This is a genomic window from Porphyromonas canoris (genome assembly GCF_000769115.1).
Lineage (GTDB): Bacteria > Bacteroidota > Bacteroidia > Bacteroidales > Porphyromonadaceae > Porphyromonas_A > Porphyromonas_A canoris.
In genome coordinates, this window is the sequence record NZ_JQZV01000001.1 from 140170 (window position 1) to 160000 (window position 19831).

14 protein-coding genes are annotated in these 19831 nt (G+C 45.6%); 4 read left to right on the forward strand and 10 right to left on the reverse strand.

Annotation, left to right across the window (positions count from 1 at the left end; all coding sequences use genetic code 11):
* Positions 1-34 precede the first annotated feature (34 nt).
* Both tig and HQ43_RS00605 read left to right on the forward strand, forming a co-directional pair.
* Positions 35-1408 carry a trigger factor gene (gene tig / locus HQ43_RS00600; protein ID WP_036788348.1) on the forward strand — a complete coding sequence of 458 codons (1374 nt, stop codon included), beginning with the start codon at positions 35-37 and terminating at the stop codon, positions 1406-1408.
* 239 nt (positions 1409-1647) lie between these two features.
* Positions 1648-1863 (forward strand): hypothetical protein, encoded by a 216-nt coding sequence (locus HQ43_RS00605; RefSeq protein ID WP_152565542.1) that lies wholly within the window; start codon positions 1648-1650, stop codon positions 1861-1863.
* 461 nt (positions 1864-2324) lie between these two features.
* Here the strand turns inward: HQ43_RS00605 and HQ43_RS00610 are convergent, their stop codons facing one another.
* The 9 genes from HQ43_RS00610 to HQ43_RS00650 all read right to left on the reverse strand — a co-directional run bounded on the left by HQ43_RS00610 (position 2325) and on the right by HQ43_RS00650 (position 16251).
* The gene (locus HQ43_RS00610) at positions 2325-4016 is read right to left on the reverse strand and encodes a family 20 glycosylhydrolase (protein ID WP_036788360.1); all 1692 of its coding nucleotides are present in this window, start codon (positions 4014-4016) and stop codon (positions 2325-2327) included.
* Positions 4017-4272: 256 nt separating this feature from the next.
* The gene (locus HQ43_RS00615) at positions 4273-7569 is read right to left on the reverse strand and encodes a S41 family peptidase (protein ID WP_036788363.1); all 3297 of its coding nucleotides are present in this window, start codon (positions 7567-7569) and stop codon (positions 4273-4275) included.
* 43 nt (positions 7570-7612) lie between these two features.
* On the reverse strand, positions 7613-8062 hold the full coding sequence (locus tag HQ43_RS00620; protein WP_036788366.1) for a YqaA family protein: 450 nt from the start codon (positions 8060-8062) through the stop codon (positions 7613-7615).
* Positions 8047-8979 carry a hypothetical protein gene (locus HQ43_RS00625; RefSeq protein WP_036788369.1) on the reverse strand — a complete coding sequence of 311 codons (933 nt, stop codon included), beginning with the start codon at positions 8977-8979 and terminating at the stop codon, positions 8047-8049. The genes HQ43_RS00620 and HQ43_RS00625 overlap by 16 nt, the downstream gene beginning before the upstream one ends.
* Positions 8970-10283, reverse strand: a complete 1314-nt coding sequence (purD, locus tag HQ43_RS00630) for a phosphoribosylamine--glycine ligase (RefSeq protein WP_052102976.1) — start codon at positions 10281-10283, stop codon at positions 8970-8972. Before purD ends, HQ43_RS00625 begins: the two co-directional genes overlap by 10 nt.
* Positions 10280-12442, reverse strand: a complete 2163-nt coding sequence (locus HQ43_RS00635) for a S9 family peptidase (protein WP_036788374.1) — start codon at positions 12440-12442, stop codon at positions 10280-10282. Before HQ43_RS00635 ends, purD begins: the two co-directional genes overlap by 4 nt.
* Before the next feature lie 35 nt (positions 12443-12477).
* Entirely contained in the window at positions 12478-14028 is a 1551-nt protein-coding gene (locus tag HQ43_RS00640; RefSeq protein WP_036788376.1) for a THUMP domain-containing class I SAM-dependent RNA methyltransferase, read from the reverse strand.
* 74 nt (positions 14029-14102) lie between these two features.
* The gene (locus tag HQ43_RS09350) at positions 14103-14636 is read right to left on the reverse strand and encodes a lipocalin family protein (RefSeq protein WP_052090053.1); all 534 of its coding nucleotides are present in this window, start codon (positions 14634-14636) and stop codon (positions 14103-14105) included.
* Positions 14637-14673: 37 nt separating this feature from the next.
* On the reverse strand, positions 14674-16251 hold the full coding sequence (locus HQ43_RS00650; RefSeq protein WP_036788378.1) for a sulfatase family protein: 1578 nt from the start codon (positions 16249-16251) through the stop codon (positions 14674-14676).
* Positions 16252-16741: 490 nt separating this feature from the next.
* On the opposite strand from HQ43_RS00650, the gene HQ43_RS00655 reads away from it, so the two are divergent.
* Both HQ43_RS00655 and HQ43_RS00660 read left to right on the forward strand, forming a co-directional pair.
* On the forward strand, positions 16742-18007 hold the full coding sequence (locus HQ43_RS00655) for a putative DNA modification/repair radical SAM protein (protein WP_036788380.1): 1266 nt from the start codon (positions 16742-16744) through the stop codon (positions 18005-18007).
* Between the two features lie 28 nt (positions 18008-18035).
* Positions 18036-18803 (forward strand): TIGR03915 family putative DNA repair protein, encoded by a 768-nt coding sequence (locus HQ43_RS00660; protein WP_036788382.1) that lies wholly within the window; start codon positions 18036-18038, stop codon positions 18801-18803.
* A gap of 380 nt (positions 18804-19183) precedes the next feature.
* On the opposite strand, the gene HQ43_RS00670 is transcribed toward HQ43_RS00660, so the two are convergent.
* A complete protein-coding gene (locus HQ43_RS00670) occupies positions 19184-19816 on the reverse strand; it encodes a DNA alkylation repair protein (RefSeq protein WP_036788455.1) in 633 nt (210 codons plus the stop codon).
* Positions 19817-19831: the final 15 nt, after the last annotated feature.

Genomic DNA, 19831 nt, shown 5'->3' on the forward strand with positions numbered 1-19831 from the left:
TAAAGTAGGATATTAAAACACATCATATAAGAGTATGAACATAACAATAAAAGAGAAGAGCGGTATCAAAGCCATCTTTGAAGTGGTTATCACTCCGGAAGACTACAAACCGGGAGTAGAAAAAGCCCTTAAGCAGATCAAGAACAACGGTAACTTCCAAGGTTTCCGCAAGGGTAAAGTGCCTATGGCAATGGTACAAAAGCTCTATGGTATGTCTGCCAAAGTAGAAGAAGTTCAACGTCAAATCAGCGAAGGAGTAGATAAAGCCTTGAGAGAAAACGAGCTTAAAGTGCTCGGACAACCTATGGTTACGGACAGCACTCCTGCTATCGACTTTGAGAAGCAAGAGACTTTCGCACTCGACTTTGAAGTGGCTCTTCGCCCGGAAGTAACCAATCTTCCCACAAAAGAAGACAAGCTGGCATACTACAACATCGAGCTTACAGATGCAGATATAGATGCTCGCATCCAAGAGATACTTAAGTCCAACCCTCGCTATGTAGATGCAGAAGTGGTGGAAGTAAACGACATCATTCGCGGAACAGTATGCGAGCTTGACGCAGACGGTAAGCCTCTCGAAGGCGGATTGCGCAAGGAAGAGAATGCCATGCTTCTTGTCTCCATGATCAAGAATGAAGAACAGCAAAAACTCTTCATCGGCTCATCTCTCAACAGTGTCATAGTATTCGACCCTACGGTTGCTTTCGGTAGCACAGTAGAGTTTGCTTCACTTCTCGGTCTTAAGAAAGAAGAGGTGGAAGGCAACCAATCCAAGTTCAGCTTCGAGATCCAAAAGATTACTCGCAGTGAAGCGGCAGAACTCAACCAAGACTTCTTCGATGCTCTATTCGGAGAGGGTGAAGTGAAGAGCGAAGACGAAATGCGTGCAAAGCTGAAAGAGATCTACGGCAGACAAAACGAGAACGACTCCATGTATAAGTTCCAACTCGATACAGAGTCTTACATCAAAGAGCACAAGGCAAACGCCATCGCACTGGATGAAGAACTCCTCAAGAAGTGGTACAAGACTACCGAGCAGGGAGCAAAGATGACGGACGAAGAGTTTGAAAAGTCTATGCCTCGCTTCTTTGAAGACATCAAGAGCTACATTTACAGAGATGCAATCCTTACGGCAAATAATATCGTAGCCACAGAGGAAGACACTCTCAACTCTGCAAAACAGATGGCAGCGATGCAGTTTGCACAGTATGGCATGAACAACATCCCCGAAGATGTGCTTGCCAACTACGCCAAGACGCTTATAGAAAAGCCTGAAAGCCGCAACCAGATCAACGATCAGATCGAGAGAAGCAAGTTTGCCGCTTGGATGAAAGACCAGGTAACACTTGAAGAAAAGAACGTTACGGCAGAAGAGTTCAAGAAAATGTTTGAACCGGCAGAAGCATAATCTTCTCCCGCCACAGATAACAATACCGGACTCCGGTAACCAAGCTGCACCCCGAAAGTTAGGAACAAAACTTTCGGGGTGCAGTTTCTTTTGAGCCGCCAGCCCGGAAATCCTCCGTCTGAAATACAGATTAACGCACACCATAAAGAGACCTTTGAAGCAGATAAGCTGCTATGCAAAGGTCTTCTTACGGCTATTTGGGGTATATTTGCACCAAGATCAACAAGACCACACAGATCATGACACAAAAAACAAAGTACGTAATCGCCTACCTGATGGTAACAATACTGATAGCTGTAATAATAAGGTTTATCATCGAAATGGGTTGGCTCTCCCGCACTTCAGGAGTTATCGTTTTCATTATGATTGTCGCATCGGATCTCATAGGCAGATACACTCGCAAAAGAGTGGAGAAGAAAAAAACGTGCGAAGAGCAATCCGATCTTCCGAGATAGTTTTCAGCCCCCGAAACCGCCCTTCATTTTTATATATTCCATCCCGAAAAATACTCACTTTTTTTTCGCTCTCTATTTTGATCGGAGGGAGTGTTTTCAGAGCATGACCGAACTGTTAAATTCGGGCTGTTTTATTAACACGATTTTTGATGCAGGTTTACTCAAAACGCTAAAGCAGTATATTTTGTCTATTAACACGAAAAAGCCCCATCAAACGGATTGAGAAAAAATTTTTTCCAAATTCGAGAAAATCCGTATCACTTTGGGATAAAAGAGCTTACGACATTACGGTTTTTCTTCCATAATGAAAAAAGAGAAAAAAGAAGAGATTTTCAGGAGCTTCGGAGGAGGTCATTTTTATATATTCCATCCCATCAGAAGCTCTTTTCAGCCGAGCCTCTGTACCCGCTTTTCCATAAGAAAAATGGTGCAAATCTTGTGAGCAAATATCGCCGAGCCAATCAGCGCACGACGATTTCGTCCGTAAAGATCCACTCACCCCTGCTTCCTGCCTTGCCAACCACACGCAGGTAACGCGCCTTAATCTTTCCCTCCCACTTCCAATGCTCTATGAAAGAGATTGTTCGAGGCTCTTTCGGATGCTCTTTTCGGAAGATTTCCACAAAGTTTTTCCCATCTGTCGAAGCCATGATACAGAGTTCTTTTGGCAGATAGATCCCTGCGACATCCGCTTGGAGGAAGTCCATTCCGATGGATTGTAGTGTAGATGTTTTCCCAAGATCAAGAGTAAGGTCGAGGCAATTCTCTCCCAGGAAACCCTGCCAACGTCCATCGCCGTGCTGCCAGTTACCGCGAAGTCCGTCTACCAAAGCCTGTTCGCCGCCGGCATTATAGGAAGGATAGAAAGGTTTGTGATAGATGACCTTCGCCCCCGAGGCCTTGTGGACGACAGGCTGAAGAGTCTCCGGACGATCGCCTTGCTCATGTTTCAGGTCGAATGTATTCACGTTGTTTCGGCGCAGATGCTCTGTTTGTTCCAACGCCCAAGCTCTGAACACCTCATACGGCGGACGCTTATCTCCCAGACGTCCGACCTCTGCAATCGCGAGCATACGAGGGTAGAGCATATACTCCAGATGCTGAGGTGTAGCTACGTATTCCGTCCAAAGGTTTCCCTGCACGCCGAGTATTCCTTTCGGCAGCTCCATTTCCCAGACACGTTTCAAGGGGAGATAGCCTCCGAAAGACCGGGGTTGAGACTGTGGTGCATCTTGTGCATAGTCCAGATAACAATATTGCGACGGGGAGAAAATAACGTCATAACCTTTTTCCAATGCACGCTGTACCTGCTTGACATCGCGCCAAACCATGACGATGCTGCCTTCGGGGAGAGAGTCGCACAGGGCATCGTCCCAGCAGACAGGCTTACGACCATGATCCGTGACACGACGCATGGCATAGCTTACGATATGGTCTTGGAGTTCGTCGGTGCTTTTCAGCCCCGGCCGTGAAGCCATCTCCCGGCAACGGGAGCAGGTGCGCCAGTGTGTCTTGCCCGCTTCATCGCCTCCGATATGGATATAATCCGAAGGAAAGATCCTCACGACCTCGTCTATGAGATGGTCTATGAACTTGTAACAAGCAGGATTGGAGGCACAGAAGTCTGCCTGCGCCCCATCGTTCCCAACGCACTTCAGCTCCGGATAAGCCGCCATCACCTCTTCGCTATGCCCCGGTATCTCCACTTCGGGAACGATCATGATGCCTCGTTCATTGGCATAAGCGATGAGGGCTTTCAGTTCGGCCTCGGTGTAATATCCGCCATAGGCGCCGGGTGTTCCTTCCGGGAGGTATCGGCGATCCCCTTCTCCCCACCACTTGTCCCAGTCGCTCTCGGTACGCCATGCCGACAGCTCGGTCAGACGAGGATATCCGGACAATACAAAACGCCAGCCTCCGGCATCGGTCAGATGCAGATGCAGGCGATTGATGCCGTAGGAGGAGAGGATGTCTATCTGCTTTTTCAGCACATCCACACCGAAGAAATGACGCGAAACGTCTATCATGCAGCCCCGCCATTCGTAGGCATTCGGGGAGCTTTGATGCAATACTTGTGCGGATACGGTGTGCCATTTTGCCAAGAAGAGCCATAGCAAAACTGCGGGAACAAGGAGAGTAATACGAGATTTCATGATGAAAAATTGGGGTAACGATATAATGTTTATAAACGGAAGCAATGTAGCATTTATTTTGGAGATAATTATCAACCTGAAAAACGATAATTACTAAACCGGAGAACGGTAATTACTAAACCGAGAAATGGTAATTACTAAACCGGAGAATGGTAATTACTAAACCGAGAAATGGTAATTACTAAATTGGAGAACGGTAATTACTAAACCGAGAAATGGTAATTACTAAATTGGAGAACGGTAATTACTGAAAGTATTACTTCTTATTCAATTGCTCTTGGAGAGTCTTCACTGCTGCACGCAGCTGTTGATCGTCATCGACAAGGTATTGTTCCGGTGTATTATAAACCAAAACATCCGGTTCGAGCTGTACGTTTTCCAGCGGTTTGCCATCCAAATCGGAGCATGTTACCTGCGGAATACCGAAGACCAAAGTAGGATCTATCTGGCTTTCCCACCATACGGCAGTCATGGTTCCCGGTACGGGCGCACCGATCAGCTTGCCCAATCCGAGCGTCTTATAGACATAAGGGAAGCCGTGAGCGTTGGAGTAGTTGCCCTCGCTCATGAGTACGGCAGACGGTTTGGTCCACTGAGCGAAAGGATCGGAGCCGATATATGTGCCACGAGGCGTGAATCGGGAATAAACCTTTCCGCTCAAAAGGATAGCCAAATCTTCATGCAGCCAGCCGCCACCATTGAAACGGGTGTCCACGATAACGGCATCGCAATGACGATATTTACCCAAAAGCTCCTTGTACATCTTGCGGAACGACGGGCTGTTCATCCCCTGAATATGGATGTAAGCGATGCGTCCGTTCGACCATTTATTGACCATTTCGGCACGCTTCTCTACCCAGCGTCTGTATAGAAGTCCGTTCTCTGCCGATTGTGAGATGAGACGGACGTACTCTTCCGTTACCTTTCCGCTCTTTGTATCCTCGATGGTGAGAAGTACGTGCTTTCCGACTTTGACCTTTCCGCTACTTGGATTCTTGATGGTAAGAAGTACGCGCTTTCCGACTTTGCCGTTGAAGTAGTGCTCTATCGGAACATTGCGTAGGATCTTTTCGCCATCTATGCTTTCGATGATAGCTCCGGGCTTGGCATTGCTCGCTGCATTCTTGAGAGGACTGCCCGGCATTACCTCTGCAATCTTGAGCCCGTCGCCTGTATAAGATTCGTCATAGAACAGACCAAGACTTGCCGTAATCTGTGCAGAGACGGGAGCTCCGTATCTTGCACCGGTGTGAGAAGCATTGAGCTCGCCAAGAATTTCGGACATCAGCTCGGCAAAGTCGTAGTTGTTGTTGATGTAAGGCAAGAACTTTCCATAGTTCGCAGAGTACATTGCCCAATCCACGCCATGAAGATTGACGTCGTAGAACTTATCCTGTACCTGCTGTACCATGTGGCGGTAAATATACTCACGCTCCTGTGTCTTACGAAGTTCGTATGGCGCAGAGAATGTTACAGGAGTCTGCTTGGTTCCGTCGATCTTCTTGATACCTGCGGAAGTAGCCACGAAAAGTGTGGTACCATTCTTACCCATGAACAGAGAACCGGATCCGATGTTGGGGATAAGTACTTTGGTAGAACCTTCGACAAGATTGATTTCGTACAGATTGAACGCATTGTCTACAAGACCAATATAGTAAAGGATTTCTCCCTTTGGCTCTATAACATAATCTGTCTGTATTCCGGACGTTCTGGTAAGACGAACAGTGAGATAATCTCTGTCTTCAAGCTGGAATACCAAAGGCTTTTCGGTCTTTTTCTCTTTATCGTCTTTCTTGGCTTTGGACTTTTTGTTCTTATCCGCACTCTTTTCGTCTTCTTTCTTCTTATCGACATCAGAAATCTCTGTCTTTGCCAATTCGCGCTCTTCTTTAGAACGGATAAACTGATCGTACGCTTCTCTATCCAAGAACATCAAATAGATGTCTCGCTCTGCTCCCCAGCTACCATGGCTTCTATAACCGGATCTGTCCGAAGAGAAAAGAACTGCTTTACCTCCAAGTACAAATCGTCCTCTGATATCAGAGTAACCACTCTCAGTAAGGTTGTGCACCGTTCCACTACCATCTGCTTTGAAGATAGCAACGTCTTTATTGTTCCAACCACCAACGCCGATATAGTTCGTTATAATCCACTTGGAATCCGGACTCCACTCAAACCACTGATCACCGTCCGAATAGGAATAGTCGAACACTTTGTCCTTTATCAATCGCTCTTTATTTGTGGCAAGATTAAGCACCACAATAGCCGAACGATCTCTTAGGAAAGCAATCTCTTTGCCATCAGGACTGAACTTTGGATCAAAAGAGGGATACGGACTATCTGTCAACTGAGTCTCTTTCAACTCCCTGGCATAAGTAAAGCTCTTGTCATCTTTACGGACCAGTTCTGTCATGAAAAGATCCCACTTGCCGTTGCGTTCGGAAGCATAAACAATCTTTCTGCCATCGGGACTGAATGTAATGTTTCTTTCTTGTTGAGGAGTATTGGTGATACGCTTTGTGGTTTTGTAGTCTACAGATGTTACGTAAACCTCTCCACGAACAACCATTGCAATCTCTTTATTATCCGGAGAAAGTGCCATACTGCTGAGACCGGATGAGAGATTAAAATGCTGCACTTCCGGAGTTGTATAGTCCGCTACGATCTCAATATCAACCTTTCGAGGCTGCCCACCCACAGGCATATAATAGAGTTCGCCATTCCAGGAGAAAGAGAGATTGCCCAAGCGGTCTGCAGACATATAGCGCACAGGATGATGCTTAAACGTGGTAAGCTGAACATCCTTTCCTCCGGCGAGTGCACGCTTGTAGATATTGAGTGTTCCATCCTTCTCGGATGTATAGTAGAAAGCATCTTCATTTGCCACCCACTGTGCATTGCGGTCTTCTCCCACAAAAGATGTGATCTTCTTATACTCTCCGTCTTTGCTGTAAAGCCAAATATCTCTCGTTACAGATGAGGTGTGATGCTTGCGGAATGGATCTTCATACCCTTTTCTATCTGTATAGAGGATTTTTCCATCTCTGATAGATGGTTCTTCCATGGTAATGGCACTGAACATCTTGGCTCTACCTCCTGTAACAGGAATAGTATAAAGCTGAGAGAAGACTCCCGTTGGGAACAGTCCGACCTCTTTTGCAGGACGGATATTGGCACGATAAATAACGTTATGATTGCCGTCAAAAGCAACAGGAATTTCCGAAGAAGAGTTAAACGTAAGGCGTTTGGCCTGTCCTCCTTGCGAAGTAGTAAGATAGACATTCATCGCGCCCTCACGATCCGAAGCAAATGCAAGGTTCTTGCTGTCCGGAGACCATACCGGAGCTGTATCGTAAGAGGGATTGGAGGTAATCTGTGTGGCGCGTCCTCCGGAAACAGGGACAGTGAAAATATCCCCCTTGTAAGTAAATGCAATGGTCCGACCATCGGGCGAAAGTGCCGTTTGACGCACCCACATCGGAGCCTCTTGAGCAGAAGCAAAAGCACTCAAGCCTAAACCGGCGAGTAGAGATAATGCAATCTTTCTTTTCATAAGAGTGTTATTGTTAAAGTATAAGTATGTGTTAATGCCTTGTTTAGAACAGGGCAACAAAAAAGTCTACAATCTGCTGCCAAACCAGATAACGCACAAGTTTTCCGGCAAGCATAAACAGCGCAACGCTCCAAACATTGGCACGAAGAAGACCAAGAGCTATTGCAAAAAAGTCTCCCACTCCGGGTAGAAATGCCCAAAAGCCCATCCAACTGCCTCGACCTTGAAGCCATGTAGTTATCTTCTCCAGACGTTGCGGATTTACTCGGAGATACTTAATAATCCACTCCTTCTTCCCTTGCGCTCCAAGCCAATAGCAACTCATACCTCCAAGCCAATTACCCAGGGTTGCAGCAACAATGCACATCCAATAGTCCGAACCGGCAAGCAATACTCCGGAGAGTACCACTTCGCTCGAAAAGGGTAGGATGGTAGCTGCAAGAAATGCGGCAATGAATACTCCCAAGTATCCGTATTCTATGAGAAAGTCCATGTTGTATTCAATAAATTTTGTACGCAGGAATAAAGCAAAAAGAGATATGGTAGCAATATCAAAGTGCGTAAGATCATACTTTTGGCTTGAGTCAGACAATATCCCGAAAGTATAGAGGTATAGAATGCACAGCAAAGGTACAGAGATGCCCCCTCAGGCTCATAAAGGAGATGAGCGATATAGAGAAGGATAACCAAACGAATGTGTATATCAATGGTAATCCGCTGTCTCTCCAAAGATCTTGGCAGCATTCCGGTTGTTTGCACCACTATCATAATGATAAGCGCAATCAGAGGAAGCTCCCTCAAGAGAAACTGTTGAGAAAATATCCGGTAGGATTGGAGATTCTTCACTAAATCGCCCGGTAAAAGAAGGTAATGAACTACACTATCCTTTAGAACCTCTATACCGGAGAAGATATATATAATCAGAGCAGAACACCAAAATATGGAGAAGATCCCCAAAATAAGTGCCCCTATCTGTTTTTTATGCAGAAGTTCCAATCGCCTAAGTACCCTAAAAATAATAGGAAGCAGGATAAAGAAGACCGGATGGATATGAGCAAGCAGGGCAATGAAGATTCCCGTGTCAAACATCGCAACTACTCTCTGCTTGCGGCCATAACTATTCAGACCTATCTCTACAAAGAAGAGTAAAAAATATGTACTTAACAAGGAGAGAGTCCAGACCGAAATATCCCTAAAAACAGCACCGGCAAGGAGTGTAAACAACAGAGGAACGACAAATGCCTGAGAGCGTCCTCCGTAGTATATCAGTCCGTGCCGGCGCACAAAAAACAGGGTCAAAACAAACACAATACCAAGCACCCACGGAGTAAGAAACTCGTAAGTAGAAAAGCAAAAACGAATCTGTTCTAAAGCTTTTTGTGCCGGTAAAGCGATGTTTGTTATGTCCAAGGTATCAAATCTTTTCCTATATCGGATCTATTATACTTGTCTGTAAAAGAGATTAACGATGTGGCTCGATAGCTCTTATCCAATGCCTTCTGAAGCGTAGGGGCTATGCCGGTACATGCCAACACTCGTCCTCCTGAAGATAGAAGTTTACCGTCTGCTCCTTTAGTACCGGCATGGAAGACAACCACTCCGTCTCCATTTTCTGCCGACTCTATTCCGGCAATCTCGTATCCTGTTTTATATTCTTCCGGATACCCCCCGCTGGTCATGACAACAGTGGTGGCATACTCCGCAATCTCTTCCAATGATCCGGAAGACAACGTTTGGTCTTTCAGTTTGATAAGATGTGGCAGAAGATCTTCTCCAATTCTCGGCATTACCACTTCCGTTTCGGGATCTCCCATTCTGCAGTTGTACTCTATCACATAAGGGTCTTTCCCCTCACAGATCATCAAGCCGATAAAAACAAAGCCCTTATAGTCCAACCCCTCTCGGTTGAGTCCCTCTATGGTAGGGCATACCACCTGTTCCTCTATACGCTTTTTGAGTTCCGAAGAGAGGAATGGAACGGGAGACACAGCACCCATCCCTCCGGTATTGAGGCCTTTATCTCCATCGCCGATACGCTTGTAATCTTTGGCATAAGGCAGCAACATATAGCCTTTGCCATCGGTCAAGACAAAGCAGGAACACTCTATACCGGAAAGATACTGCTCTATCACAACCTTATTTCCGGCGTTCCCAAACTTTCCGGTAAGCATCTCCCGAAGTTCTTTAAGAGCTTCTTCTAAGGAAGATAAGATCAATACCCCTTTACCGGCAGCCAGTCCATCTGCTTTTAGTACATAGGGAGCAGAAAGAGATGCTAAAAATGCTTCTCCCTGCGCTATGTTTTCAGAAGTTACGGTAAGATACTTTGCCGTCGGGATGCCATATTTCTGCATAAACTCTTTTGCAAAATCTTTGCTTCCTTCAAGCATTGCACCTTTAGCGGATGGTCCTATGATATGAAGCCCTTCAAGCTCTTTTTTCTGCTTGAGGAAGTCAACCAAACCATCCACAAGAGGTTGCTCCGGACCTATGACCACAACATCAATATCCTTCTCTTGTATAGCAGAGCAGATGGCATTAAAGTCGGAAAGCTTTATATCCAACTTCTCTATACCGTTTCTTTCCGTTCCATTTCCGGGAGCGAGGTACAGATGGTCTGCCAAAGGACTTTGTCTCAGTTTCCATGCAAGAGCATCTTCTCTACCTCCACTACCGAGAACAAGCATGTTGTGCTTTGTTTTTGCCTGACTCATTTCCGTATATTTTTAAGATGATCATCAAAATATCTGGAGATCGTAAAGTACAAGTGTACTCTTTGAGGACCTCGAACATTGTGTTCATGTCCCGGATAGACCATGTAGTCCGGATATGTTCCGGCATCTACTGCTGCTCGTACAAATTGTATGCTGTGTTGCCAAACCACGGTAGGATCAAGGTCTCCATGTATAAGGAGTAGCCTGCCTTTAAGATCGCCTGCTCTTTTAAGAAGATTGTTGGTATTGTATCCTTCCGGATTGCTTTGAGGTGTATCCATATAACGCTCCCCATACATCACTTCGTACATAGACCAATCCATGACCGGTCCACCGGCAACACCCACCTTAAAGATATCCGAGTGTGTCAGCATAAGGTTTGTAGTCATAAACCCTCCATAACTCCAGCCGTGTACTCCAATCCTATCCGGATCGACGAAAGGAAGAGAAAGAAGATACTCCACACCTTTCATCTGATCTGCCATCTCTACTTCTCCAAGTCGTCTGAACGTAACGTTTTCAAACTCCAATCCTCTATTGGCTGAACCTCTACTATCCACCGTAAATACAACATATCCATTTTGTGCCATGAATATATCCCATCCACGATTCAGGCTATTCCATGAATTTGTTACAAGTTGGGCGTGAGGACCTCCATATACATAAACAATTGCAGGAAGCTTCTCCCCTGGTTTGATGTCTTTAGGATAAGTGATCTTATAGTGAAGGTCATACTTCCCCGAAGCATCTTTTATGATACCTCTTTCTACATTGGGCAAGCGAAAATCTGAGATAGGGTTCTCACTCTTGAAGAATGTCTCTTTTTTCCACTTGTTACCTTTGAGTGTATAAATATCTTCCTGACCGGGAATAGTTTGAGAAGAGAATCGGTCGAAGATTGCCGTAAGTCCCGGATTGAATAGAGCAGTATGATATGCAGGAACGGAAGTGATCAGCTCCATCTTTCCACTCGGGATGGCTACACGAGCAACTTGTCTTTCCGTCGGATTATTGATATTGCAGGTAAAGTAGGCATACTTATGATCTGCGGACAATCCGTGAAAATCGGTAATCTCCCACTCTCCTTTAGTAAGTTGTTTGCTCTTAGCTCCATTCTTGGTAAACAGGATAAGATGCTTAAATCCGTTGTTTCGGGAAAGTCTGAGAAAGCTGTCCTGTTTCTTGCTATTCAGAGGGATAATAGGATCTGAAGGCTCTATATACTTTGGATGAGTCTCCTGAAGGATTTCTCTCACCTTTTCTCCAGTACGGACATCATACATCACCAAAGAGCAGTGGTTCTGTTCCCTGTTCACCTCATCTATATAAAGGTATCTGTCGTCCGGGCTCCAGGCAAGATTGGTAAAATATCTGTCCTCCGGTGCACCGGTCTTTAAGTAGATGGTCTTTTGGCTTTCAAGATCATATATTCCTACCGTAACATGATGGCTCGCCATCCCTGCCATGGGATACTTTATAGGAGTATGCTCCGATATTCTTGCTGCCGTATTTACCAACGGATAGTCTGTAACCATGCTCTGATCCATTCTGTAAAAAGCAAGAAGACGTCCGCCGGGAGACCAGAACATACCATCATTTATTCCGAACTCGTTACGATGAGGCACCTCACCATAGACCACTTCTCGCGATCCATCCGGAGTGATCTCTTGTGGTTCGGCATCGGGATAGATGATATATACTTTATGGTTGGCACTCTGAGATATTGCGCCCTTCTCTGTCGAGTGATAGAGCTTATCCCCTCCCGGCACACTCCTGTACTTTGCCAGTATCTGTTTCCCGTCATTGGAGATATGATAAACGAAAGAGGGGTGATATGCTATGAGATAAGAGCCTTTTGCCCCTGGGGAGATGGCATACGGCATCTCCTCTTCCCCAGTCAAAGATTTCCAGCTGTCGGGGGTCAGGAATGGTCGATGTTTGCTCACATCGGAAAGTGGAGCAGCTACCCAGATATTATCTCTCTTATAGATAAAATGAGTATTGGTAAGCAGAGGACGTGCTGTGCTTTCCGGCACTATCGTGTGAGACTCTTTTCCTCCCGGAATAAGTTGATCCAACGTAAACGTTTTCATCTGTGCTGTGGCTTTTCCGCCTAAAAGCAGTATCAAAAGTAGAGATACGCTCAGGGTCTTTTTCATCTTCTCTTAAAATGTTTGGATATATGACTTGTCTGTTATTCTTTCTCTTCCTGTATATGTTTTCGGCGAGGACGGAAGCGCACTTCGTTCTCTCTCTTGGGTGCTCTGCGTCTCTCGTCATCGAAATGAGCTATCCTGCGAGGTCTGAACTCTCTGCGAAACTCTTCTATCTCTCTTTCGGAGCGAGACAGTTCCGGTTCTTCTCTCTTCTTCTCTGTTTTGGCAGCAAAAGTACGAGGCTTAAATGCTCTCTTCTCTCCCTCTTCCCGCTTCTTGAAATCGCCTCTTCTTCTTCCGCCTTTCTCACCATCTCCGGAAGATTGTCCTTTTGAAACGGAGTAACCTCTGGTTTTGAACTCCGACTCCTTAGAAGATTTTCGAGATGGTTTTTCGGGAGACTTTTCCAAAAACTCGCTTCTCTTTCCCGAAAATGTCTCATAGCCTCTCAGCTCGCACTCCAAAGAACCGTTGAAAAGCACCTCTTTGAAAAATGGTTTAAGACCGATCTTCCACAACCCCTCCTTGGATGAAGAGATAACCCACGCACGATACCCTGTAAAGATATGCTTGAGTTTAGAGCCGAGTACACTGTATGTCTGTTCGAGATCTTCCGGACGAAGCCGCTCTCCATACGGAGGGTTTGTCATAAGCATCGGCGGCTCTTCTCCCGGAGATACAGCCGGAACCTGCTCCGGTAAGACGTCAGATATATCGGATACAACAAAAGAAATATCCTTCAAAACACCTGCATATTCTGCATTTTTCTTGGCTGCAACTATCGCCTTTGGGGATATATCCATCCCCACAACGGGATGATCGAATGGTTTTTCTTCCCATTCGTCCAGGATGGAACTCAACAGCTCTTGATCGAAATCTTTCCATCTCTCGAAAGCAAAAGAGGGGCGGAAGATACCGGGAGGTATCCCCTTGGCCATAAGAAGTGCTTCTATAAGGATGGTACCGCTACCGCACATCGGATCCACAAAGGCACTCTTGCCTTCCCAACCGGCAAGAAGCAGCATCCCGGCAGCCAAAACCTCCGATATGGGAGCATCTGTCTGAACTTTCCTATACCCTCGGATATGAAGGCTTTCACCACTGGAATCGAGAGCGAGTGTTACGGTTGTATGCGAGATATGGAGATGGAATAAAATATCAGGGTTACTCACCGAAACATTGGGTCTGCGTCCCTGCAGATCCGAGAAGTAGTCGGCAATGGCATCTTTCGTTCTGTAAGCAACAAACTTACTGTGTGTAAAGTGATCCGAATAGACCACGCTGTCCACCGCGAAGGTGGATTTGGGATCCAGATAATTGTCCCAAGCGATATGCTCATTAAGATAGTCATAAACCTCATCTGCATTTGTCGCCTCGAATGTGGCAATCGGGACAAGGACTCTCAATGCTGTACGAAGATGAATATTGGCTTTGTACAGCAGCCTTTTATCTCCCTTAAAATAGACCACGCGTCTACCTTTTTCTATCTCTTCGGCTCCAAGTTCCTGCAACTCTTTGCAGAGTACTTCTTCCAGACCGTGCAAGGTCTTCGCCATCATCCTGAATTGTTCTCTTTCTTCTATCTCCATCTATCTATTTCTATTAAGCAGGCTATCGTTCCGATAGTTTGACAACAGTTGTATAAAATCACAGAAATCCTCCTCTAAGCCAGACAAACAAAAGCCCCCATCTTGACGCCGATATATTTGGCGAGGGATATGTACTTCTCCATTATCTCTGCCGGCACATCCGGAGTACGCGAAAGGATCATCGCTTCCGCTGCGGTGCGTCCTATTATAAGAGCCACGCTGTAAGCTTCATCTACCGCAACAACATTGTATCCACGATAAAACGGTCCACAAAAAGAGACTCTGAGGGCACCGCGAGAGGAAGAACCGCGAAACAGCACATGCCCTACCGAGCGATGCCAACGCTCCTTGCTCGCCTCGCAGTAGCTCTTCAAGACTTGCATGGAGCCATCCGGAAGAATGGAAAAGTCGTAGCTCAAATTCTCTCTACAAGAAGAAACCCACTGGGGTGTACCTGCCACCACAAGCCATGAGCCGACAAACTTTTCCGGCTCAAAAGAGTCTATCGGATACGCTCTTGCCGGTTTTACTCTACCCCACTCCCTGTATGCCATATAGCCCAATGCTCCAACGGCAAGAGTTATGGCTGCTTTAGTTCTTGTTTTCATGGACTAAGACTCTATTATTTACCTCTAAAGGTAGTCATTATTCTATACTTACACTTGTCCGAATAGGATCATCGTACAACTCTTGCAGGCGTTTAAGCTCCTGCTTAAGCTCTTGTGTTACCGCTTCGTAGCCGGGATCACCATAGAGGTTGTTCATTTCGGAAGGATCGGTCTTAAGATCGTACAGCTCCCAGGCATCTATATCCTTGTAGAACCGGATCAGCTTGTACCGCTCCGTACGAACACCGAAGTGGCGACGAACAGCATGCTCTCCGGGGAACTCATAGAAGTGATAGTACAACGATTTTCGCCAATCTTTGGGGGCTTTCTTGCTTGAAAGCAACGGCATCAGCGACACTCCCTGTATATCTTCAGGTATCTCCACTCCAGCGATGTCCAGCATCGTGGGGGCAAAGTCTATGTTCTGCACCAGCTCCGATACCTCTCCTCTCTTGCCATAACCGGCAGGAAGACGCATGAGCAACGGAGTGGAGAAAGACTCCTCGTACATGAATCGTTTATCGAACCAGCCATGCTCACCCATGTAGAACCCTTGGTCCGATGTGTAGATTACGACCGTATTTTCGAGTAGTCCGCTCTGCTCCAGATAGTCCAGCACTCTACCCACGTTGTCGTCCAGAGACTTCACCGTCTTGGCATAGTCTCTCATGTAGCGTTGGTACTTCCACTCCGCAAGCTCTTTTCCTTGAAGATTGGCAGAAGAAAACTGTTGGAGAATCGGGGTGTAATGTTTGTCCCACACCTCTCTCTGTTCCGGTGTCATTCTCTTCATGATTCCCGGATACCAGCCACTAAGTCTCGATGGCTTTCCCTCCCTGTACATCTTAAGGTCATAAGCCAAGTCCATATCCTTATCGCTCGCAATGCTCATCTCTTGCTTTGCTGCAGCTGCTCTTCCTTCGTAGTTATCGTAGAAGTTGGCAGGCAATTCAAAAACCTTATCCTCGTATAGAGCAAGATCGGCAGTATCTGCCATCCAATTTCTGTGTACGGCTTTGTGATGCAGGAAGAGACAGAACGGCTTACTCTTATCGCGCTTGCTATCAAGCCACTCCAATCCCAAGTCGGTTGTAACTGTGGTTACGTACCCCTCATATTTGGTCTTTCCGGCAGCAGTGATGAAGTCCGGATTGTAATAGTCTCCTTGTCCCGGCAATATCTCCCAGTGGTCGAAGTGAAGAGGCTGGCTATCCAAGTGCCACTTACCGATCATCGCCGTCTGGTATCCTGCCTTTTGCAAAAGTTCCTGCACCGTCTGCTGATTGCCGTCAAAAGTGGTATGGTTATCCTTCTTACCATTCTTATGGCTGTGCTTCCCGGTAAGAAGACATGCTCGACTCGGTCCGGAAATAGAGTTTGCCACGTAAGCATTGGAAAATAAGACCCCCTGCTCCGCTATCCGATCCAGATTGGGCGTACTGATATGACGCCCGTCATAACAGCTCATCATCTGTCTGGTATGATCATCGGTCATGATATACACAATGTTCAGAGGCTTATTCGATTCTCTCTTTCCCTCGGCAAACAGCTTTGCCGGAGCCACCATCGCAACACCCGAAAGGGGCAGCAACACCACTTTATAGACACTCTTCATCTATGGATCCTTTGAAAAACATTAAACTTGTACCACAAAGATAACCTTAATCGCCCTAATGGTAATACATCCGATACCGGAACGAAAAATTTTCTGCACACAAAAGGAAGAGAATGAGTCTGAAAGGGAGAAAACAGAGTCCCCCTTCTTTCTTCTTTTAGATATACTCACAACTTACTCCAAACCTGTTTACAACCAAGACTTAACACGTTCAGAGCCGAAAATCAAGGCTTGACTTCTGCAAATCAAAGCATGATTTGCACCAATCGTGGCTTGACATCCACAAATCAAGATTCGGTTTGTAGATTTATACCGCTTTAGCACAACTTTTGACCCTGTTTATAAACACTTTTAAGAGTTTATATTCGGAAAAAACAGGTGCAATTCGGCTTCGTTTATAAGAGTTCATATCGTAAATTAGACTATCTTTAGGTGTCGTAGAAAGAGGTAAAACTTCCTCTCACAATACCGAGCAAAGACACTTTTCCTAATGAATGAAAGCACGATAGAGAAGCTGAAAACGCTTGCAGAAGCTGCAAAGTATGATGTATCCTGTGCATCCAGCGGTTCTTCTCGCAAGAATACAAAGGGCGGAATAGGTAACGCTTCGGGGTGGGGTATTTGTCACAGCTTCACTCCGGACGGACGTTGCATCTCTCTATTCAAAGTATTGCTGACCAATCACTGCATATACGACTGTGCCTACTGCTCCAACAGAAGAAGCAATGACGTGCAGCGAGCCATGTTCACGCCCGAAGAGCTGGCAGAGCTGACTATTGAGTTTTACCGCAGAAACTATATCGAAGGGCTCTTTCTAAGCTCCGGAGTGATACGCAATCCGGACTATACGATGGAGCAGATGCTGCGAACAGTGAAGCTACTAAGAGAGGTGTACGGATTCAACGGCTATATTCACATGAAGAGCATACCGGGAGCGAGCCGGGAATTGGTAGCCAAAGCAGGAACGTATGTGGATCGGATGAGTGTAAATCTGGAGATCCCGTCCGAAGAGAACCTGAAAATCCTCGCCCCGGAAAAGGATTATGCCGGGGTGTTCGGACCTATGCGTTTTATCCAACAAGGAATGTTGGAAAGCGTCGAAGAGAGAAAGAAGTTTCGCTCTGCACCGAAGTTTGTTCCTGCCGGGCAGAGTACACAGATGATTATAGGTGCCACTCCGGACAGCGACAAGCAGATACTGACCCTCGCATCCGCTCTCTACAAACGTCCTTCATTCAAACGGGTTTATTACTCCGGCTATATCCCGGTCAATACGAATGACAGCCGTCTTCCGGCTCTGCTCTCTCCGCCACTGGTACGAGAGAACAGACTCTATCAGGCAGACTGGTTGATGAGGTTCTATAACTTCAGTGCGGATGAGATTGTAAACGACCGGCATCCGGACTTGGACTTGGATATAGATCCGAAGATGAGCTGGGCGCTTCGGCATCTGGAGTATTTTCCGGTGGATTTGAGTACGGCTCCTTATGAATTGATACTGAGGATACCGGGAATAGGAGTGAAATCTGCAAAGCTGATTATCGCTTCAAGAAGATTCGGGACACTCTACTCTTTTCAGCTGAAACGAATGGGAGTGGTGATGAAAAGAGCACAATACTTTATCGTTTGCCGAGATCTCCCGATGCGCACCATCAACGAACTTTCTCCCGAATACGTTCGCAAGCAGGTCGCAGAGAAAAAAGAGAAGCAGGCATTGGCTGTAGCAATGCAGATTCCTATAAACTTCGGAGAGTGATAACAGCCTGAAAACAGACAGAAGAAGGATGGCGATATTTCTTTACGACAAAACACTCGACGGGTTGCTCTCCTGCATCTTTTTCTCCTATGAGCAGAAGATTGTACCGGAAGCCATCCTTTCGCAAGACGCACAAAGGTCTTTTCTCATGGACGAGGTATACACCATAAGCGCAGACACAAAAAAAGCCGGACGTGTATGGTCCGGCTTGGAAAAGAAGATCTCTAAGATTGCTCAAAACATGCTTCTCTTGGTGTGGCTGTCGGAGCTGCCTGAAGTGGAAATGCTTCTATTCAGATACATCTGTAAGGTGATAGATGCCCCTAAAGGCTATGAAATGAACTTCGGAGACGAAGACGTAATACGGGTAAAAGAGATTACAAGAAAGGTTGCAGGAGAATCGAGAAAATTCATCCAGTTCGTCCGATTTCAACGAACGGCAGACAACATCTATTTTGCCCCCATAGCTCCCCGTTTCAATATACTCTCTCTTATCGTTTCTCACTTTGAGGCAAGATATGCAGACCAGCAGTGGATCATATATGACACGAACAGAAACTCCGGCATCTACTACGACAAAGCAACAACGCGCTATATCTCATTCTCCGAGAAAGATTTTACTGCTCTCAAAAGCGGCATAATAGAAGAGGAGAAGCTGTCTGACGAGGAGATTTTATTCCAAAAAATGTGGAAAGAATACTTCCAAAGTATCACGGTAAAAGAGCGCATCAATCTCAAACTTCAACGCCAAAATATGCCGAAACGATACTGGAAGTATCTTACGGAGGTGCAATAAAGGCTACAAAATCTGCCTCTTCAAGGACATTGAACAGGGAAGTATCGGCTATTTGCTTTTACTTCCTCATTTAACTTATTTAGTTAGGTATTATCTTTGGCTCAACTCCACAATTGGATGTTCCGATAACCCCAACAACACTATTCCATACCCATCTGGATCTTAAAACCAGACCTCTCATATCTCACTCGTTCGTTAAAGAATGGAGCTTTGTTCAGAGGTATTTGATTTGCACTTAATCGTTCTACTGCCTCTGTATTGCTTACGATAATAAGTATCAGTTGTGGATTTTTCTTCTTTATCTCAGATAGAGATATATTCTTAGTATTCAAATTAACTATCAAGGGTAGCTGTCCAAAACTTTCATACTAAAGGCATTATCACCTTTTCTTTTTCACAAGCTTATAGGTAAATAAAACCAATGGATCGGATAGGTCCCAACTCTTTAATTCTTCGAGTAGTAAATCTTGATGCTTTTTTCCTATATCTCTCAAAGCATTTCCTACAGATTTTCTCAGGTATTTGCTTGGATGAGCCTTATGTTTGCTGATAAGTTCGATAGCTAATAATGGTCTATCCTTGAAGAAAGGGCGGCTTGTCCATATTCTCAATCCCTCTGTTACAGCTCGAATAATATTAGGATTTCCTGCATTCATCCACTCTTCAATAAGAGGTAGAGATGCTTCGTAACCTCTTTTTCTACATATCTCATCAAAAGCTTTTGCAAGCATCTCTTGCACTCGCCAGTTCGTATCCATACTGACTATGTCTTTCAGATACAGAAGAGCTGCCTTATTGCTCACGGCTAAATGCCCTAAAATAACAGTAGCCAACATTCGAACTTGATAGCTATCTTTCTTAAATAGATCAAGAGCTATATCGAAACAACGCTCATCTCCATACAGCAATATGATTTCTTCTGCTCCTTCATTCACATGTTTGAAGCCGTGTTCTATCTGTACTATTCTATTCAAAATAGTATCAATCTCTCTACTATTAGCATCCTTACTCATTACCATAATCGTCAC

Excerpts from the sequence above, each read along its gene's own strand:
- tig (WP_036788348.1), top strand. The coding sequence starts at position 35 with ATGAACATAACAATAAAAGAGAAGAGCGGTATCAAAGCCATCTTTGAA.
- HQ43_RS00605 (WP_152565542.1), top strand. The coding sequence starts at position 1,648 with ATGACACAAAAAACAAAGTACGTAATCGCCTACCTGATGGTAACAATA.
- HQ43_RS00610 (WP_036788360.1), bottom strand. The coding sequence starts at position 4,016 with ATGAAATCTCGTATTACTCTCCTTGTTCCCGCAGTTTTGCTATGGCTC.
- HQ43_RS00615 (WP_036788363.1), bottom strand. The coding sequence starts at position 7,569 with ATGAAAAGAAAGATTGCATTATCTCTACTCGCCGGTTTAGGCTTGAGT.
- HQ43_RS00620 (WP_036788366.1), bottom strand. The coding sequence starts at position 8,062 with ATGGACTTTCTCATAGAATACGGATACTTGGGAGTATTCATTGCCGCA.
- purD (WP_052102976.1), bottom strand. The coding sequence starts at position 10,283 with ATGAGTCAGGCAAAAACAAAGCACAACATGCTTGTTCTCGGTAGTGGA.
- HQ43_RS00635 (WP_036788374.1), bottom strand. The coding sequence starts at position 12,442 with ATGAAAAAGACCCTGAGCGTATCTCTACTTTTGATACTGCTTTTAGGC.
- HQ43_RS00640 (WP_036788376.1), bottom strand. The coding sequence starts at position 14,028 with ATGGAGATAGAAGAAAGAGAACAATTCAGGATGATGGCGAAGACCTTG.
- HQ43_RS09350 (WP_052090053.1), bottom strand. The coding sequence starts at position 14,636 with ATGAAAACAAGAACTAAAGCAGCCATAACTCTTGCCGTTGGAGCATTG.
- HQ43_RS00650 (WP_036788378.1), bottom strand. The coding sequence starts at position 16,251 with ATGAAGAGTGTCTATAAAGTGGTGTTGCTGCCCCTTTCGGGTGTTGCG.
- HQ43_RS00655 (WP_036788380.1), top strand. The coding sequence starts at position 16,742 with ATGAATGAAAGCACGATAGAGAAGCTGAAAACGCTTGCAGAAGCTGCA.
- HQ43_RS00660 (WP_036788382.1), top strand. The coding sequence starts at position 18,036 with ATGGCGATATTTCTTTACGACAAAACACTCGACGGGTTGCTCTCCTGC.
- HQ43_RS00670 (WP_036788455.1), bottom strand. The coding sequence starts at position 19,816 with ATGAGTAAGGATGCTAATAGTAGAGAGATTGATACTATTTTGAATAGA.